The organism is Thiothrix litoralis, assembly GCF_017901135.1.
Classification (GTDB): Bacteria; Pseudomonadota; Gammaproteobacteria; order Thiotrichales; family Thiotrichaceae; genus Thiothrix; species Thiothrix litoralis.
The window spans coordinates 3029814-3045322 of the sequence record NZ_CP072801.1 but is presented as its reverse complement, the minus strand read 5'-3'; the positions used below and the strand labels follow the sequence as shown (position 1 = coordinate 3045322).

Annotated in this window: 18 protein-coding genes; 14 read left to right on the top strand and 4 right to left on the bottom strand. The window is 52.7% G+C overall.

The window, feature by feature from the left end; all coding sequences use genetic code 11:
* Positions 1-65 precede the first annotated feature (65 nt).
* From rplU to waaF, 11 genes are all read left to right on the top strand, one after another.
* Positions 66-380: a 50S ribosomal protein L21 gene (gene rplU, locus J9253_RS14770; protein ID WP_210221678.1), complete on the top strand. Its 315-nt coding sequence runs from the start codon at positions 66-68 to the stop codon at positions 378-380.
* Positions 381-392: 12 nt separating this feature from the next.
* Positions 393-665 (top strand): 50S ribosomal protein L27, encoded by a 273-nt coding sequence (gene rpmA / locus J9253_RS14765; RefSeq protein WP_028489325.1) that lies wholly within the window; start codon positions 393-395, stop codon positions 663-665.
* Between the two features lie 70 nt (positions 666-735).
* Positions 736-1668, top strand: coding sequence for a Dam family site-specific DNA-(adenine-N6)-methyltransferase (locus J9253_RS14760; protein ID WP_210221677.1), 933 nt, complete (start codon positions 736-738; stop codon positions 1666-1668).
* Positions 1661-2044 (top strand): hypothetical protein, encoded by a 384-nt coding sequence (locus J9253_RS14755; protein ID WP_210221676.1) that lies wholly within the window; start codon positions 1661-1663, stop codon positions 2042-2044. Before J9253_RS14760 ends, J9253_RS14755 begins: the two co-directional genes overlap by 8 nt.
* A gap of 5 nt (positions 2045-2049) precedes the next feature.
* Positions 2050-3075, top strand: a complete 1026-nt coding sequence (gene cgtA, locus J9253_RS14750) for an Obg family GTPase CgtA (protein WP_210221675.1) — start codon at positions 2050-2052, stop codon at positions 3073-3075.
* Positions 3056-4186: a glutamate 5-kinase gene (proB, locus tag J9253_RS14745; protein ID WP_051543290.1), complete on the top strand. Its 1131-nt coding sequence runs from the start codon at positions 3056-3058 to the stop codon at positions 4184-4186. The genes cgtA and proB overlap by 20 nt, the downstream gene beginning before the upstream one ends.
* Positions 4187-4272: 86 nt before the next feature.
* Positions 4273-4653, top strand: a complete 381-nt coding sequence (gene apaG, locus J9253_RS14740; protein ID WP_210221674.1) for a Co2+/Mg2+ efflux protein ApaG — start codon at positions 4273-4275, stop codon at positions 4651-4653.
* 282 nt (positions 4654-4935) lie between these two features.
* The gene (locus J9253_RS21255; protein WP_210221673.1) at positions 4936-5718 is read left to right on the top strand and encodes a lytic transglycosylase domain-containing protein; all 783 of its coding nucleotides are present in this window, start codon (positions 4936-4938) and stop codon (positions 5716-5718) included.
* Between the two features lie 110 nt (positions 5719-5828).
* A complete protein-coding gene (locus tag J9253_RS14730; protein WP_210221672.1) occupies positions 5829-6749 on the top strand; it encodes a branched-chain amino acid transaminase in 921 nt (306 codons plus the stop codon).
* Between the two features lie 21 nt (positions 6750-6770).
* Positions 6771-6977 (top strand): zinc-finger domain-containing protein, encoded by a 207-nt coding sequence (locus J9253_RS14725; protein ID WP_038141195.1) that lies wholly within the window; start codon positions 6771-6773, stop codon positions 6975-6977.
* Positions 6978-6982: 5 nt separating this feature from the next.
* On the top strand, positions 6983-7981 hold the full coding sequence (gene waaF, locus J9253_RS14720; RefSeq protein ID WP_210221671.1) for a lipopolysaccharide heptosyltransferase II: 999 nt from the start codon (positions 6983-6985) through the stop codon (positions 7979-7981).
* Here waaF and dcm read toward each other — a convergent pair.
* Complete coding sequence (gene dcm / locus J9253_RS14715) at positions 7961-9271, bottom strand: DNA cytosine methyltransferase (protein WP_210221670.1); 1311 nt, start codon at positions 9269-9271, stop codon at positions 7961-7963. The two genes, waaF and dcm, sit on opposite strands and share 21 nt — an antisense overlap.
* Positions 9268-10293, bottom strand: a complete 1026-nt coding sequence (locus tag J9253_RS14710) for a restriction endonuclease (RefSeq protein ID WP_210221669.1) — start codon at positions 10291-10293, stop codon at positions 9268-9270. The genes dcm and J9253_RS14710 overlap by 4 nt, the downstream gene beginning before the upstream one ends.
* Before the next feature lie 126 nt (positions 10294-10419).
* Between J9253_RS14710 and J9253_RS14705 the strand changes: the two genes are divergently transcribed.
* Both J9253_RS14705 and J9253_RS14700 read left to right on the top strand, forming a co-directional pair.
* A complete protein-coding gene (locus J9253_RS14705) occupies positions 10420-12291 on the top strand; it encodes a DUF294 nucleotidyltransferase-like domain-containing protein (RefSeq protein ID WP_210221668.1) in 1872 nt (623 codons plus the stop codon).
* 21 nt (positions 12292-12312) lie between these two features.
* Positions 12313-13359, top strand: a complete 1047-nt coding sequence (locus J9253_RS14700; protein ID WP_210221667.1) for a DUF294 nucleotidyltransferase-like domain-containing protein — start codon at positions 12313-12315, stop codon at positions 13357-13359.
* 20 nt (positions 13360-13379) lie between these two features.
* Here J9253_RS14700 and J9253_RS14695 read toward each other — a convergent pair whose 3' ends face one another.
* Both J9253_RS14695 and J9253_RS14690 read right to left on the bottom strand, forming a co-directional pair.
* Positions 13380-13889: a hypothetical protein gene (locus J9253_RS14695; RefSeq protein ID WP_210221666.1), complete on the bottom strand. Its 510-nt coding sequence runs from the start codon at positions 13887-13889 to the stop codon at positions 13380-13382.
* 47 nt (positions 13890-13936) lie between these two features.
* Positions 13937-14149 (bottom strand): hypothetical protein, encoded by a 213-nt coding sequence (locus tag J9253_RS14690; protein ID WP_210221665.1) that lies wholly within the window; start codon positions 14147-14149, stop codon positions 13937-13939.
* Between the two features lie 223 nt (positions 14150-14372).
* Between J9253_RS14690 and J9253_RS14685 the strand changes: the two genes are divergently transcribed.
* Positions 14373-15281, top strand: coding sequence for an Rpn family recombination-promoting nuclease/putative transposase (locus J9253_RS14685; RefSeq protein WP_210221664.1), 909 nt, complete (start codon positions 14373-14375; stop codon positions 15279-15281).
* Positions 15282-15509 lie beyond the last annotated feature (228 nt).

The following is a 15509-nucleotide window of genomic DNA, read 5'->3' as shown; positions in this document are numbered from 1 at the left end:
GAGAGGGTTTCAGCAGTACAATCCTGCGGCTCTTTAACAGGACATTTTTTGGAGAATCGACAATCATGTATGCGGTCATCGTAACGGGCGGTAAACAGTACCGCGTCGCTCAAGGCGACAGCATCTTCGTTGAAAAACTGGATGCAGAAGAAGGCGCAAACATTGATTTCGATAATGTCCTGATGGTCGGGGAAGGTGACACCGTGCAAATCGGCGCACCTTACGTTGCAGGCGCGAAAGTCACTGCAAACGTTGTGACCCAGACTCGCGGCGTCAAAGTGCGGATCATGAAATTCCGCCGCCGTAAGCACCATCAGAAATGTACTGGTCATCGCCAGTACCTGACACAAATCGAAATCACTGGTATTTCAGCAGCGTAAGGGGATACAGCAATGGCACATAAGAAAGCAGGCGGTAGTACCCGCAACGGTCGCGATTCAGAATCGAAACGACTTGGCGTTAAGCGCTTTGGTGGTCAATTCGTTCTGGCTGGTAACATTCTTGTTCGCCAGCGTGGTACACGTTTCCATGCTGGTGAAAATGTAGGTCTTGGTAAAGACCATACATTGTTCGCCAAGGCAGACGGCATCGTGGTTTTCAAGCAAAAAGGCGCTGAAAACCGTAAGTTTGTAAGCATCCAGCCTGTTGAAGGTTGCTCTGCTTAAAAACTTCCGTCTTCGGACGATTTGCAGAAAGCCCCGCCTGTCGGGGCTTTTCGCGTGTTATGATCTTGTCATGAAAAGTATCCCACACCCCATTCAGTATCAAGGCAGCAAGCGTAATCTGGCATCCGCTATCCTCGGTTATTTTCCCAAGGATATTGACTGTCTGGTTGAGCCATTTTCAGGTTCTGCTGCTATTAGCATTGCTGCGGCAGCAGGTCGGTTGGCAGCCAGTTACACCATCAATGACTTGAACAAACCTTTGGTGGAATTACTACGGCTAATCGTGGAGCAACCAGCATCAACCGCTGATTTCTACGAACAAGTCTGGAATGGGCAGCTTGAGGGTGATAGCCCAAGCCACTATTACCAGATGCGGGATACGTTTAACCTCAATCAGGATCCCCGGCTTTTCCTGTACTTGTTGGCGCGTTGTGTCAAAGGTGCTGTGCGTTACAATGCAGATGGCTTGTTCAATCAAAGCCCCGACAAGCGACGCAAGGGAACCCGTCCGGCAACCATGCGCAGCAATATCTTGGGTGTTTCTGCTTTGCTGCAAGGGATAAGCCACTTTTCATCCGGTGATTACCGGGAAGTATTGCAAAACATCACGGTTGATGATCTGGTGTACATGGATCCACCTTATCAGGGGGTTTGTGGTGAACGGGATTCCCGCTATTTATCAGGCATTGATCACGATGAATTTGTGCTGGCGCTGGAAGACTTGAATGAACGGGGTATTGCTTATCTGGTCAGTTATGACGGACGTCGGGGCGACAAGACATTTGGTGCGTTGCTGCCCACTTATCTGGAATTATCCCGTATTGAGTTGCACGCAGGGCGTTCCAGCCAATCTACCCTGCTGGGGCGTGATGAAGCCACCTATGAATCACTGTACATGTCGCCAGTCTTGATACAAAAGCGGGCATTGTCTGCCCCGCGCGTTTATCATGTGCCATTACAGCCGCAATACGCTTTGTTTGAGACGGATACCCGTCATGTATGAGGTGTCCGCAGAATTGTTGGCACTTTGCCGTAGCATTCCCTATGAGGTGAGCGGTGATGGTGAAGGCAGTGAATTGAGTCCAGATGATTTCATGCTGTTGTCTGCTTCTGCTAACCGTGCCAAGTCTTGGTCGTGTGAGCATTGTGAAAACTGGAATGGCAGTAAAGATCGGCAGGTTTGCCTGACTTGTTACTGGGCTTTCCCGGAAAATTATACCCATGTGGCAACCCGCCACATTCGTCGTATTGACCTTGTTTGGCAAGGGGATGAGGTCGCTGTTTATGAACAACTGAAAGCAGCCGCTTCTGAGCTTGGTAAAGAAGTCCCTGAGTTTGTTAAAGAAGTGCTTGAGCGGGAAGCCAAGTTACTGGGATAGGATTTATGCATTTTGTTGATGAAGTGGTAATCCGCGTGAAAGCGGGTGATGGTGGTAATGGTTGCGTGAGCTTCCGCCGCGAAAAGTACATTGAATTCGGTGGCCCTAACGGTGGTGATGGCGGTGACGGTGGCGATGTGTATCTGGTTGCCGAGCGCAACTTGAATACCCTGATTGATTTCCGTCATCAGCGCTATTACGAGGGGCAACGTGGCGAAAATGGCGCGGGCAACAACATGACCGGCAAGCGCGGTGATGATCAGGAAATCCGTGTGCCGGTGGGTACGGTGGCTTACGACGAAGAAACCGGTGAAATGATCGGCGATCTGGTCGAGCCGGAACAGCGTTTGCTGGTGGCCAAAGGTGGCTGGCATGGCTTGGGTAACTTACGTTACAAAAGCTCGGTCAATCGTGCACCGCGCCAATCCAAGCCGGGTACGGTAGGCGAATTGCGCGTATTGCGTTTGGAGCTGAAGTTGCTGGCGGATGTGGGCTTGCTGGGCTTGCCGAATGCGGGTAAATCTACCCTGATTAGTGCAGTGTCTTCGGCACGGCCTAAAGTGGCAGATTACCCGTTCACCACCTTGTACCCGAATCTGGGTGTAGTCAGTGTTGGCGTCACGCAAAGTTTCGTGATGGCGGATATCCCCGGTTTGATCGAAGGTGCCGCAGAAGGTGCGGGCTTGGGCATCCAATTCTTGCGTCATTTGGCACGTACCAGTTTGTTACTGCATGTGGTAGACGTAGCGCCGATGGCAGAGGAAAATGAGCCGGTGCGTGCAGTACGTACCATCGAGGGCGAATTGGAGCAGTACAGCGAAGAGCTTGCTAATTATCCGCGCTGGTTGGTGCTGAACAAGATTGACGTGTTGCCGCCGGAAGAACGTGCTTCTCACTGTCAGGCAATTATTGATGGACTCGGTTGGACTGGCCAAGTGTTCCGCATTTCTGCCGCCACCGGTGAAGGCACGCAAGACCTGTGTTTCCACATCATGCAGTATTTGGATGAACATGCAGAACAGCCGACCTGAATTCATGCCCAAGACCCAGCGCTGGGTCGTCAAAATTGGTAGTGCCTTACTGACCCGTGATGGGGAGGGGCTTGATCGTGTCGCACTGGCAGATTGGGCGGGGCAAATGGCTCGCCTGCATCAGTCAGGGGTGGAAATTGTGTTGGTGTCTTCCGGCGCAGTTGCCGAAGGCATGAGCCGCATGGGCTGGAAGGTCAAACCCAAAGCCTTGTTTGAAAAGCAGGCTGCTGCCGCGATTGGGCAGATGAGTCTGATCCATGCCTATGAAATGGTGTTTCAGCAACACGGTTTCCACTCTGCACAAGTCTTGTTGACCCACGATGACCTCGCCAATCGCCGCCGTTACCTCAATGCCCGCAGTACTTTGATGACCTTGATTGAACTCAAGGTGATTCCGGTGATCAATGAGAATGATACGGTGGCGTTTGATGAAATCCGTCTGGGTGACAATGACACGCTTGGCGCGATGGTGGCGAATCTGGTGGAAGCGGATGTGCTGGTGATTCTTACCGATCAGTCCGGTTTGTACGACAAAGACCCGCGTAAGTTTCCTGATGCCCAGATGATCTTTGAGGGGCGTGCTAATAACCCCGATTACGTGGCATTTGCCGGTGGTGCAGGCACCTTGATCGGCAGTGGCGGAATGCGTACCAAGGTCTTGGCAGCGCAACGCGCGTCACGTTCTGGTTGTGCTACGGTGATTGCCTCCGGGCGTGAACCACGGGTGCTGGAGCGCCTGCGTGAGGGGGAATTGCTGGGTACGTTGTTGTTGCCGGATGCCGCCCCGATTGCAGCCCGCAAGCAGTGGATTGCGGGGCAATTAGCCGCTAAGGGTACATTGTGGTTAGATGAAGGGGCTGTAGGCGCTATCCTCAATACCGGCAAGAGTTTATTGCCCGTGGGAGTTTCGCGGGTAGAAGGCATTTTCGACCGGGGCGAAGTGGTCAGTTGTGTGACCGCCGATGGTCGCCTGATTGCCAAGGGATTGGTGAATTATTCGAGTGAAGAAGCTAATCGTATCAAACGTCAGCCGAGCAAATCAATTGAGCAAGTACTAGGCTATGTGGATGCGCCTGAACTGATCCATCGCGATAATTTAGTGTTATTGTAGGGGGAAGTTCGCTTTAGTCGGATTTTATTGTGGTGTGCGCGGGGCGTGGGATATGGTCTGCCACAGCATACACAGAGGAACAGGATATGGATGGCGAGCGTTACAATATTGAAGTGTCGGTGGAATCTCAATTCATCGAAAAAGAGTCTGACCCGGAACACTCACGTTATGTGTTTGCGTATACCGTGACCATTGTGAATCAGGGCAGCATTCCTGCCAAGCTGTTGACCCGGCACTGGATTATTTCCGATGCGGAAGGACGAACCCAAGAAGTCCGTGGGGACGGCGTGGTGGGTGAGCAACCTTACCTGCAACCGGGGGAAGGTTTCCGTTATACCAGTGGCACGATTCTGGATACGCCACTGGGTGTCATGCAGGGGTCTTATCAAATGCTGGCGGATGATGGCGAGCACTTTGATGCGGCGATTTCCCCCTTTCGTCTGGTTGATCCGCGCGTTCTGCACTAAACCCCGCTACTATTTTTAGTCAATAAAAAGGTTCGCACACAGTGTGCGCGAACCCCATTGCGACCTCACTATCCTTGTGAAATTCCGCAAAAGCATTGCCTTGGCAGCGTACACTGAGTGTAGGTCAGTGTGCGGAAAAATCAACTAACCACTTATCCACTCCTGATAGACAGTCTCTAAAATCACGGGGTATATTAATAATAGATCGTATTTATTGTATCTATAAAAAAAGAAGTGGTAACGATGAAAACCCCAAGTAAATCAGTCCATGCAAGTGGGCTCGTGGCTTTGTCTGTTCTCTGTGGGACAGCATTACACAGCCAATCAGCAGAAGCAGCGGTTTACACCTATGTGGATAAGGATGGCACCAAGTGGTTAACCAACACACCTAAAAAGGGCAACAAGTACAAACTGATCGCGAAATACGGTGCACCCCAGAAGAAAACGCCTAAACCCGTGGTTGCCTCTGGCAGTTCCAGCTATTCGGCTACACCTGCCAGCGCCAAAAGCTCCAGAGGTCATTGCGGCGGTCAAAGTCAGGCGCAACTCGACCGTAAAATGCTGATGCATCTGGACTCCATCCGTACCCATGCCCGTGCTTATGGTGTCGATGAGAATCTGGTCATGGCTCTGATGAAGCAGGAATCCTGTTTTAACCCTAATGCACGTTCCAGTGCCGGAGCGATGGGCTTGATGCAGCTCATGCCGGGAACCGCAGACATGCTGGGCGTTGACGATGCGTGGGATCCACATCAAAATATCAAGGGTGGGGTGAAATACTTGGCTGAACAGTTGCGTGCATTCAACGGCAACGAGTCGCTGGCGTTAGCAGCCTACAATGCGGGGCCAGGGGCGGTACGCAAATACAAGGGTATCCCGCCTTACCGTGAAACCCAGAACTATGTTGCCAAAATCATGAGTGACTATCGGGGTGGGCAGGCACGGCCAGCTCAGCAGGCGTCAGGTTTCCAGCGTACTGCCGGTGTGACAACGACAAAGGTGGCGAAAGGTCAGGGGTGGGCGCGTCCGGTGCAAGATTTCACGGTTTTCCGTGGCTTACCGTGAGTTGAGGTAGCCGTGTGAATTCTTTTTACAGGGAGTGTCTTTCACAGACTGGCAACAATTAAACGCTGCGTGTATGCTTTCCGTTTGATTCTGATCTGTGGAGATAAACGATGTCGATGTCTGACCGCGATGGCCTGATTTGGCTGGACGGTGAAATGGTTCCTTGGCGTGAAGCCAAAGTCCACGTCCTGACTCATACCCTGCACTATGGCATGGGCGTTTTTGAAGGCGTGCGGGCGTATAAAACCGACCAAGGCACGGCGATTTTCCGCTTGCAGGATCACACTGACCGCCTGTTTAATTCCGCAAAAATCATGCGGATGCCAATGCCATACAGCAAAGACGTGCTGATGGAAGCGCAAAAGGCCGCCGTGCGCGATAATGATCTGGACTCAGCGTATATCCGCCCGATGTGTTTCTACGGTTCGGAAGGCATGGGTTTGCGTGCTGACAATCTGGAAACCCACGCCATGGTTGCCGCATGGACATGGAGCGCCTACCTTGGTGCTGAGAACATGGAAAAAGGCATCCGCATCAAGACCTCCACCTTTACCCGCCACCATGTCAACATCACCATGTGCAAGGCCAAGGCTAACGGCAATTACATGAACTCGATGCTGGCACTGCGCGAAGCACTCGACGATGGCTATGACGAAGCCCTGTTGCTGGACGTGGATGGTTATGTTGCAGAAGGCAGCGCGGAAAACTTCTTCCTGGTCAAGGATGGCATCATTTACACGCCTGACCTAACGTCAGCACTGGATGGCATTACCCGTAAAACCATCCTGCGTCTGGCCACCGACCTCGGCATTGAAGTGCGTGAAAAGCGCATTACCCGCGACGAAGTGTACATTGCTGACGAAGCCTTTTTCAGTGGCACGGCTGCGGAAGTGACCCCGATTCGTGAACTGGATCGTCGCTCGATTGGTGCAGGCACACGTGGGCCGATTACCGAAAAGCTGCAATCGTTGTACTTCGATGTGGTATACGGTCGTGCGGAAAAATACCGCGACTGGCTGACTTACGTCTGAGCACTTGCCTGAGGAGGCCGCATGTCTACACCTAACGTCGCTGATTACAAACGTTTGAATGATACCCGCGAAGTGGTGGTGAAACGTCAGGATTTACCCCTGTCTTGCCCCACCGATGCAAGCGCGTTGTGGTGTTCACACCCGCGTGTGTCGTTGGCGATTGAGGGTGCTGAAGACAAGACAGCGCGTTGCCCCTATTGCGGTACGCTTTACCGTTTGATCGACTGAACGCGATGGCGTTCACTCCACAACGTTGCCTGATCGTCGGCCCTTCGTGGGTCGGCGACATGGTGATGGCGCAAAGCCTGTTCATGGCCTTGCGTGAACGATTCCCCGCTTTGCAGATTGATGTGCTGGCTCCGGCGTGGAGCAAGCCGATTCTGGCGGCGATGCCGGAAGTCCATGCGGCTATCGAGATGCCGTTGCAGCACGGCGAACTGGCTTTAGGCAAGCGTTACCAATTGGGTAAAGCCTTGCGTGCCAATGCCTATGATTGGGCGATTGTGCTGCCGCGTTCCCTGAAGGCGGCGCTGGTGCCCTTTTGGGCGAATATTCCGGTGCGTACTGGCTACAAAGGCGAAATGCGCTACGGTTTGCTGAACGATATTCGTCCGATGGATAAAGTTGTGCTGACAATGACGGTGCAGCGCTTCGTGGCCTTGGGCTTGCCTGCGGACGCGGCCTTGCCTCCCGCCATTCAAGCCCCGCGATTAAGCGTCGAAAGCTCCTCACCCCCTCCCGCCAAACCGACCCTAGCGTTGTGCCCCGGTGCGGAATACGGCGGTGCAAAACGTTGGCCTGCTGCGTATTTTGCCGAAGTTGCCAAGCATTACATCGCGGGTGGCGGACAAGTGCTGCTATTGGGGTCTGGAAAAGATGCACCCGTTACCGCGCAGATTGCGGCAGCTGTCAATGCCGCTGACTGTCAGGATATGGCAGGCAAAACCAGCTTGCAGGAAGTGCTGGTATTGCTGTCACAAGCCGCTCAGGTGGTCAGCAATGATTCCGGGCTGATGCACGTGGCTGCCGCCGTGGGTTCGCCGGTGATTGCCCTGTATGGCTCTTCCGACCCGACTTACACCCCGCCCTTGAGTGACAAGGCGCAAATCCTCTACCTTGGGCTGGAATGCAGCCCGTGTTTCAAACGCGAATGCCCGCTGGGTCATCTTGACTGTTTGCAAAAGATTACCCCCGCACAAGTCATTTCCCGTTTAAGCAGCCAAGCCGCATAACTCAATGGATTTCCCTGTCGTGGATCCCAGATTTTTACCTGCCCCTTGAAACAGGTCGAGCAATACTTCCTTGATCACGGGAACTGAAACAGAGTTACCAAATTGGCGATAAGCATGGGTATCTTGGGGATGGAGGGTGAACGTATCCGGGAAACCCTGCAAACGGGCGCATTCCCGTGGAGTAATACGCCGTACCCGACCGTTATGGACAACGCCCAGTTTGTGCGCGTCGCTGCTCACCAATGTGATAGAAATGCTCTCAGGGTCAAGGAATTTGAACACCTCAAATGACATATTGCCTGCTACCGGGTTGAATGTGCCGCCGTGGTCTTTCAGGTAGCCCTTTTTCAGCAGCCCTTGCATAACGGCAGACAGGTTGGGTGGGTTGAAAAAGGTTTTGATTTGTTCCAGCGTCAGTTTTTTGCCGTCTTGGTCTGCGCCGAAATGCTTTTTGCGACGGTTGGCAATCAGGGCATTCATGAAGGCAATTTCATCGTCATTGCACTCGCCCTTGATGCCCAGTTCCCACGAGTGGATGGAATTGCCATTACGGTGGTCAATCATCCGGTAGCCGTGCAGGTTTTCAGCCTTGCCATCAACCATGCGTAGTAGCCGCGAAACGAAATCAGGTGTGCAGTCATATACCGGGCTTGGGTTCGGTTCGAGAATATCCCGTACCACTTTGAACGGGTATGTTTGCTCAAACAGGCTGGATTGTGCCAGTTTGTCCTTGAATTTGTGGGAATCTGCTGCCCCTAAATCGGATTGCAGCGATAAGCGTGGCTTACCTTGGTAAACACCGACGATATACACCCGCACCCGATTTTGTGGGATACCAAAACTGGAGCCATTCAGTAACAGGTATTCGACACCATAACCCAGTGCTTCCAAATGCTGGATGATGGTCTTGAAGGTTCTGCCTTTGTCGTGTGTGGTCAGCCCGCGCACATTTTCCAGTAAGAAGCCTTGGGGTTTGTAGTCACGCAATATCCGTTCAATCTGGAAAAACAGGGTTCCCCGCGTATCGCCGAAACCTTGTTGCTTGCCCGCGTATGAAAATGGTTGGCAGGGGAAACCAGCCAACAGGAAATCAAATTCAGGGAATTCCTGGATCGCGTAAATATCCCCTTGCGGTTTTTCACCGAAATTCAGGGCGTAAGTGTCTTGTGCGTGCTTGTCAATTTCAGAAGAGAGGACACACTCGCAGGGGATACCCAATGCTTGCATGGTCTGTTCAAAGCCAAGTCGGATACCGCCAATGCCTGCAAATAAATCAACAAAACGCATCATGCCAGAACCTCCCGAATGAAATTCGCCAAAACGCCTATTTCAGCTTCTGAGTAGGCAACGGTGCAATCGCTGAATTGACAGATAGTACCTACAGCCGATGAGCGCTGGAAATTACCAGCCCCATCCAATACATAGGCGATTTTATGACCGTTTTGGTGCATCAGGCGCTGACGGGCATCAGCTTGACCAGATTTACGCTCAATAACGCTGTTGGTGGTCACTTGAAAACTGACTTCAATGCCCACGCTCTTGCCGTTGCGGGTGATAACAGCATCAAAGGGCATTTCATCGGTTTTTTCATAACCTTGCAGGAGGATTTTGCCATTACGGGTAATGCTATAACCGTTTTGCAATTGCTTTTCAAGCAACTCGACAACATAGCGCTGGGCAATTTGGCCGAGTGTATTGGTATTTGCCCCGGTAGTTATGCGGCTGACGTGGATGTATTTTTCGCGTACATATTTATCAAGTGCGGCATCATCGCCGAGCAATATGCCAATTTCGCATTTTTCCAGTGCTGCAAGATGAGCTTGTTCCGAAGTGGCTGCGTACAGCAAAATCATGATCATGTCATGATGCAGTGGGGTCATCCCCGTCAATTTGGAAATGGCAATGCCGTCAAGATGGAGTTTGGCATTACCCAAACCTTTGATGGGTAGTGCTTTAAAAATATACTCGTGACGCTCTCCTTGACGGAAATATTCAAAATACGGTTCTTGGGCGGTATTCGTGGGAAATACAGACGCGAATTCCCTCCCTAGCCGTTGGATAGCTTCTCCGCCGTAGTCTGCGAGTGTGACCAAATGCTTTAGGAATAAATTGGCAGGCATCCCCGAGGCTTCCAGCACAGCAAATATCTGTTCGGGTGAGTTACCGGACAGTTTCAGGATGCTGAGGAATTTTTCTTGGGTTGCCAGCAAAAGCTGTACAGCGCTTTGGCTTGCCACTTCGGCTTCCAATTCCTTAGGCCACCACTTGATGGCGTTAACCTCTAACTCACTCAATGTCCTGCGGTAATTCATAATTGCTCCGTGCGAAGTATTTGTGGCAAATTCAATTTTCCCTATTTCCTTGCTATAAAGCAAAAGAAGCGCTTTCGCAGCATGGTATGCTGCTTTGCACAAATGAATGCTTGGAGGAATGGTGTGATGGATATTGAACAGCTTGCGATCCGTGATTATTTGGCGAAATGCTCCCCGTTAACCGAGCTTCCAGCGGATGTGCTGGATGAGCTTACCCGTGCGGTGCAAATCCAGCGTGTCCCGCAAGGGACGGATATATTGAGCATCGGTGCAGAAAACCCCTTCGCTTTCCTGATTCGAGCCGGGGCGGTGGATGTGCTGCTGCAAAGTGGCGATTGGTACGGGCGTTTCGGCGAGGGTGACTGGGTTGGCTACCGTTCGGTAATGCGCGGTGGCAAGGTCAGCATGACGGTGCAGGCGATTGAAGATACCTTGCTGTATGCCGTGCCGGGTGAGCTGTTTTTGTCTGTGTTGGAACGCTTTGAAGGGGTGCGCCAGTATTTTTCTGAGCGCAAGCCAGAACGTTTGCGCCATGCGCTTCAGGAAATCCGGGGCAATGATGGTTTAGCACTGGTGGCGATGCACGTGCGTGACCTGATGAAGCTGCCGATGCTGGTGGGCAAAAGCGACAGCATCCAGCAAGTTGCCCGCCAGATGAATGAGTTCGATACCCAAACCGTGATGGTGACGGGCGATGATGGCGGTTTATGCGGCATTGTGACGGATGTGGATTTCCGCAAGCGTGTGGTGGCAGAAGGTCGTAGTGTGGATGCACCGATTGCTGACATTATGACCCTCAACCCTTTGACGCTTGCGCCGCGTGATCAGGCATCAGAAGCTTTGCTGCTAATGTCTCGCCGCAATATCCGCCATCTGCCGGTGGTGGAGAATGGTGATGTGGTCGGCGTGGTGTCGGCTAGTGATTTGTTGCGTACCCAAAGCAGCAGTGCGGTGTATCTGGTCGGCGATATTTTTGCGGCTAACGACGTGGCGCGGCTGGCAGAACTCAGTAAAAATCTGCCGAAAATGCTGGTGAGTTTGGTGAAACAGAGCCTGCCCGCCAACGATATTGGGCAATCGATTACCTCGGTTGGTCAAGCTATTACGAGGCGTTTGCTGGTGATGGCCGAAGAAAAGTTTGGTGTACCACCCGTGCCTTATGCTTTCATTGTGGCGGGTTCGATGGCGCGGCGCGAACAGACTGCGCATTCTGATCAGGATAACGGCATGATTTTGTCGGATGCCTACAACGAAGCCGAACATGGCGATTACTTCCGTGCTGTTGCCAAATACGTCAGTGATGGGCTGGATGCTTGTGGTTATATTTATTGCCCCGGCAATGTGATGGCGACCAATGACCAGTGGCGGCAACCGTTGGCGGTGTGGCGCGATTACTTCACTAACTGGATCGAAAGCCCGCAGCCCAAAGCGTTGATGTACGCCAGTATTTTCTTTGACCTGCGTTGTCTGCACGGTGACAAGCGTTTGCTGGAGGATTTGCAGGCTGACATTCTGGTGAAAACCAAAGTACAGACCCGGTTCCAGGCTTTCATGGCGGGCAATGCTCTCAGTCATAAACCGCCGGTGGGTTTCTTCCGGGGCTTTGTGCTGGATAAGGATAGCAAAGACGCCGACGCCGAAAAGGGCATGGACATGAAAAAACGCGGTGTTGTGCCGGTGATCGACATGGCGCGGCTGTACGCCTTGGCGAGTGGCCTTTCCCCGATCAATACGTGGGAACGGCTGGATGCGATTGCTGAAGCGGGTGGTATGACCCCTAGTACGGTGGATGATTTGCGTGATGCCTTTGAATTCATCAGTATGGTACGTTTACAGCATCAGGCCAAGCAGATTGAAAATGGCCTGAAACCCAATAACCATGTACCGCCAGAAGAGCTGTCTGCATTGGAACGCCGCCACTTGAAGGACGCGTTTGAAGTGATTTCCACCATGCAGGATAGTATGGCAAGCCGTTATCAGGCTGACCGTTTCCGTTAGAGGTCTAACTCAAGGAGCTGCATGTATACCCATCATGCGCAGGTGTTAAGCAACGATATTGGCGCAGCCCCCGATGTGGCGGCTTTGGTCGGTTTTAGCCAGCGTTTGCCAGCGGTATTGGTGCAGATGGTTCAGAATGGTGTTGCCTCTGGCGATGCCGTGTATACCCTCAGTCAATGCGGGCAGGCCATTACCCAGCGTCTGCTGGTATTGGCGGAGGCACGTTTTGGCAGCCCACCGATTCCCTATGCGTTTATTGTGGCGGGTTCGATGGGGCGTAACGAGCAAAGCGCCCATTCGGATCAGGATAACGCCATGATTCTGGCGGATACCTTCCAGCCAGAACGACACGATGCATATTTCTTGCAAGTCGCGCAATTTGTCAGTGATGGTCTGGCAGCCTGTGGGTATGTGTATTGCCCCGGCAATATCATGGCGACCAACCCGCAATGGCGACAACCGCTGCATGTATGGCAAGCGCAATTCCGTCATTGGATCGAAACGCCGGAACCCCTGGCCTTGTTGAATGCCACCATCTTTTTTGACTTGCGCGGTATTTATGGGGAAGCCAGTTTGTGGCATGACTTACGGGATGATCTGTTGGCACGCACCCACAGTCATGAATTGTTTCAGATTTTGCTGGCAGAGAACGCCCGGTCATTCCACCCACCCCTGCGTTTTTGGGGAGGATTTTCATCGCAGCGCAACACGAATGGCGAAAAGGTCATAGACTTGAAGAAAGGCGGTGTCGTGCCGGTAATCGACATGGCACGGGTGTATGCGCTGGCGCAGGGTTTGCCGGAGGTGAATACCGCCGCAAGGCTGCTGGCACTGGCAAGCCACGGGGTGATGAATGCAGGGGATGCCCACGATCTGATTGAGGCGTTGGACTGCATCGGCGGTTTGCGCTTGCAGCATCAGGTACGGCAAATTCAGCAGGGTATCGCGCCGGATAATTTGCTGCTATTGGCTGATTTATCGAGTGAGGAGCGCCATCATCTGAAGGTGATGTTTAAGGTGGTGGCAGGTTTGCAGGAGGCGATGTTCCGTCATTATTGCGTGAACTGAGTGGCCGTCATGAGGAGTGCTTATGTTGAAAGGGATGACTTCCCAGCGTTTGCTGGCGCTGTTCGCGGCGGGCGTGGTGCTGGGGCGTTATTTGCTGGAGCGCCCGCCAGAACGTTTGCCGGTAATGCGTGTTTTGCTGGCGAATAATTTTGAGGCTTTGCAACAGCGCTTGACAGTACCTTGGCGGAACGGTTGGCTTTCAATTCCTCTTGCTGCTGTTCCAGCCCTGCGGCGGTGTCAGGGGAACAGGATGGGGCGGCTTCCGCTAGGTATTCGCTCAGATGGTAAAAATCCACCAGGTAAGTGCCCTGAATGCCAAAACAGAGCACACAGGCTTTTCCCGGACTTTCAGGCCGAGCCGTTTCCAGTACCGTATTGTCCAGCATCAGGCGTCCATGACGTTCCGTCGTCTGCCGAACCGTTTCCGGGGGCAAGGTGATGCCATAATGTTCCTGAAGTTTTTCACTCACCTGCCGGAAAGGATGATCCACCCCAAAATCCGTGACCACCCGTTGCAGCGGCGCGGACACACCCCGGCAACGTACCCCCGCCGTGGCGGAACAGCCGTTCGGTCACTTCAATCAATCCGTAGGTGCTGTGCCAGTAGCGTTTTTTTCCCCATAGGACGCCAACCCGCTTCCTGTCGGCTTTGGTCGGCGGCGGCTTCCTCATGCCGTTGTGCCCAACCGGACAGCGCATCGTGTCCCAGTTGGCGCAGGGTTTCGGTTATCTGCCGTTCTGCTTCATCGGCGCGTTTCAAGTCATCCCCACTCGATTCCATGATGTTCAAGAGGGATTCATCCGTTCCTGAAGTGCGGGATGGTGGGCAAGACGTTGGGCTATCTGCGTTGGCTTGTCTAACAGGCAGGTACTCGTTTAATGGGAATATTAACCGGATATTAGACCATGCATCACTTCCGGTCACACCCTCGCGTGCCCCTAAGATTGTGGTTTGGCGGGCAGAACGGCAAACATGCTAACATGACCACAGCATCACAACCCCGGAGGTCATTATGCCCGCCACCTACATCAACCCGCTGACGGACTTCGGTTTCAAGAAACTGTTCGGCGAAGAACCCAATAAAGAACTGTTGATCAGTTTCCTCAATACCCTGCTGCCCGACCACCACCAGATTGCTGACCTGCAATACACTAAGAATGAATACCAAGGCGTCAGCCCGGTGGATCGGCGTGCCATTTTCGATCTTAATTGCATGAGTACCAGCGGCGAACGTTTCATTATTGAGCTGCAAAAGGTCAAGCAACGTTATTTCAAGGATCGTAGCTTGTATTACGCCACCTTCGCGATTCAGGAGCAGGCCAAACAGGGGGAATGGGATTACAAACTCTCCACGGTTTACACCATCGGCATCCTCGACTTTTTGATGGAGGATGCAGCGCAAAAAGTGCTGTATTACGCCCAACTCAAGGATCAGGATAACCAACCCTTTTTCGACAAGCTGCATTTCATTTATGTGGTCTTGCCGCGCTTTACCAAGACGCTGGAACAGCTCGATAGCCTGCAAGACAAATGGCTGTACACCTTCCGCCATCTGGCAGAACTGACCGATGTGCCCGACCAGTTTACCGAGGACGTGTTCCGCCGCCTGTTCGCCATTGCGGAACTGGCACACTTTGACCCGCAAGACCGGCAGCGTTACGAGGAAAGCTTGAAGTATCTGCGGGATTTGAAGAACTCGGAAGTCACTGCCCGTGAGGAGGGGCGGCAGGAAGGTATTCAGATCGGGCGGGAAAAAGGGCGGGAGGAAGGCCGAGAAGAAGGCCGAGAGGAAGGTGCCTATGCCAAAGCAGAAAGTATTGCCCGTCAACTGCTCCAACTGGGGGCTTTGTCGGATGAAGAAATCGCTCAAGTGGCGGGTTTGCCCTTGGCGGTTATCCAGCAACTCGCTATGCTAAAATGACCACAGCATCACAACCCGGGAGGTCATTATGCCCGCCACCTACACCAACCTGCTGACGGACTTCGGTTTTTTTTGTAAAGATTTGCTGGGCAAGCCTGACGGGGAAGTCCAGCCTCTTCAAGCACAGGTGTGGTAAGGATTTAGATGTGAGCCTTGTGAAACATGAATGGAATAAATAATCAAGGATGTGCCGGATCCGGGCTAAAGATCCGGCACGTTGCAAGTGAG

What these genes read in the sequence shown, in the direction of transcription:
- rplU (WP_210221678.1), top strand. Translation starts at nt 66, where the DNA reads ATGTATGCGGTCATCGTAACGGGCGGTAAACAGTACCGCGTCGCTCAA.
- rpmA (WP_028489325.1), top strand. Translation starts at nt 393, where the DNA reads ATGGCACATAAGAAAGCAGGCGGTAGTACCCGCAACGGTCGCGATTCA.
- J9253_RS14760 (WP_210221677.1), top strand. Translation starts at nt 736, where the DNA reads ATGAAAAGTATCCCACACCCCATTCAGTATCAAGGCAGCAAGCGTAAT.
- J9253_RS14755 (WP_210221676.1), top strand. Translation starts at nt 1,661, where the DNA reads ATGTATGAGGTGTCCGCAGAATTGTTGGCACTTTGCCGTAGCATTCCC.
- cgtA (WP_210221675.1), top strand. Translation starts at nt 2,050, where the DNA reads ATGCATTTTGTTGATGAAGTGGTAATCCGCGTGAAAGCGGGTGATGGT.
- proB (WP_051543290.1), top strand. Translation starts at nt 3,056, where the DNA reads ATGCAGAACAGCCGACCTGAATTCATGCCCAAGACCCAGCGCTGGGTC.
- apaG (WP_210221674.1), top strand. Translation starts at nt 4,273, where the DNA reads ATGGATGGCGAGCGTTACAATATTGAAGTGTCGGTGGAATCTCAATTC.
- J9253_RS14730 (WP_210221672.1), top strand. Translation starts at nt 5,829, where the DNA reads ATGTCGATGTCTGACCGCGATGGCCTGATTTGGCTGGACGGTGAAATG.
- J9253_RS14725 (WP_038141195.1), top strand. Translation starts at nt 6,771, where the DNA reads ATGTCTACACCTAACGTCGCTGATTACAAACGTTTGAATGATACCCGC.
- waaF (WP_210221671.1), top strand. Translation starts at nt 6,983, where the DNA reads ATGGCGTTCACTCCACAACGTTGCCTGATCGTCGGCCCTTCGTGGGTC.
- dcm (WP_210221670.1), bottom strand. Translation starts at nt 9,271, where the DNA reads ATGATGCGTTTTGTTGATTTATTTGCAGGCATTGGCGGTATCCGACTT.
- J9253_RS14710 (WP_210221669.1), bottom strand. Translation starts at nt 10,293, where the DNA reads ATGAATTACCGCAGGACATTGAGTGAGTTAGAGGTTAACGCCATCAAG.
- J9253_RS14705 (WP_210221668.1), top strand. Translation starts at nt 10,420, where the DNA reads ATGGATATTGAACAGCTTGCGATCCGTGATTATTTGGCGAAATGCTCC.
- J9253_RS14700 (WP_210221667.1), top strand. Translation starts at nt 12,313, where the DNA reads ATGTATACCCATCATGCGCAGGTGTTAAGCAACGATATTGGCGCAGCC.
- J9253_RS14685 (WP_210221664.1), top strand. Translation starts at nt 14,373, where the DNA reads ATGCCCGCCACCTACATCAACCCGCTGACGGACTTCGGTTTCAAGAAA.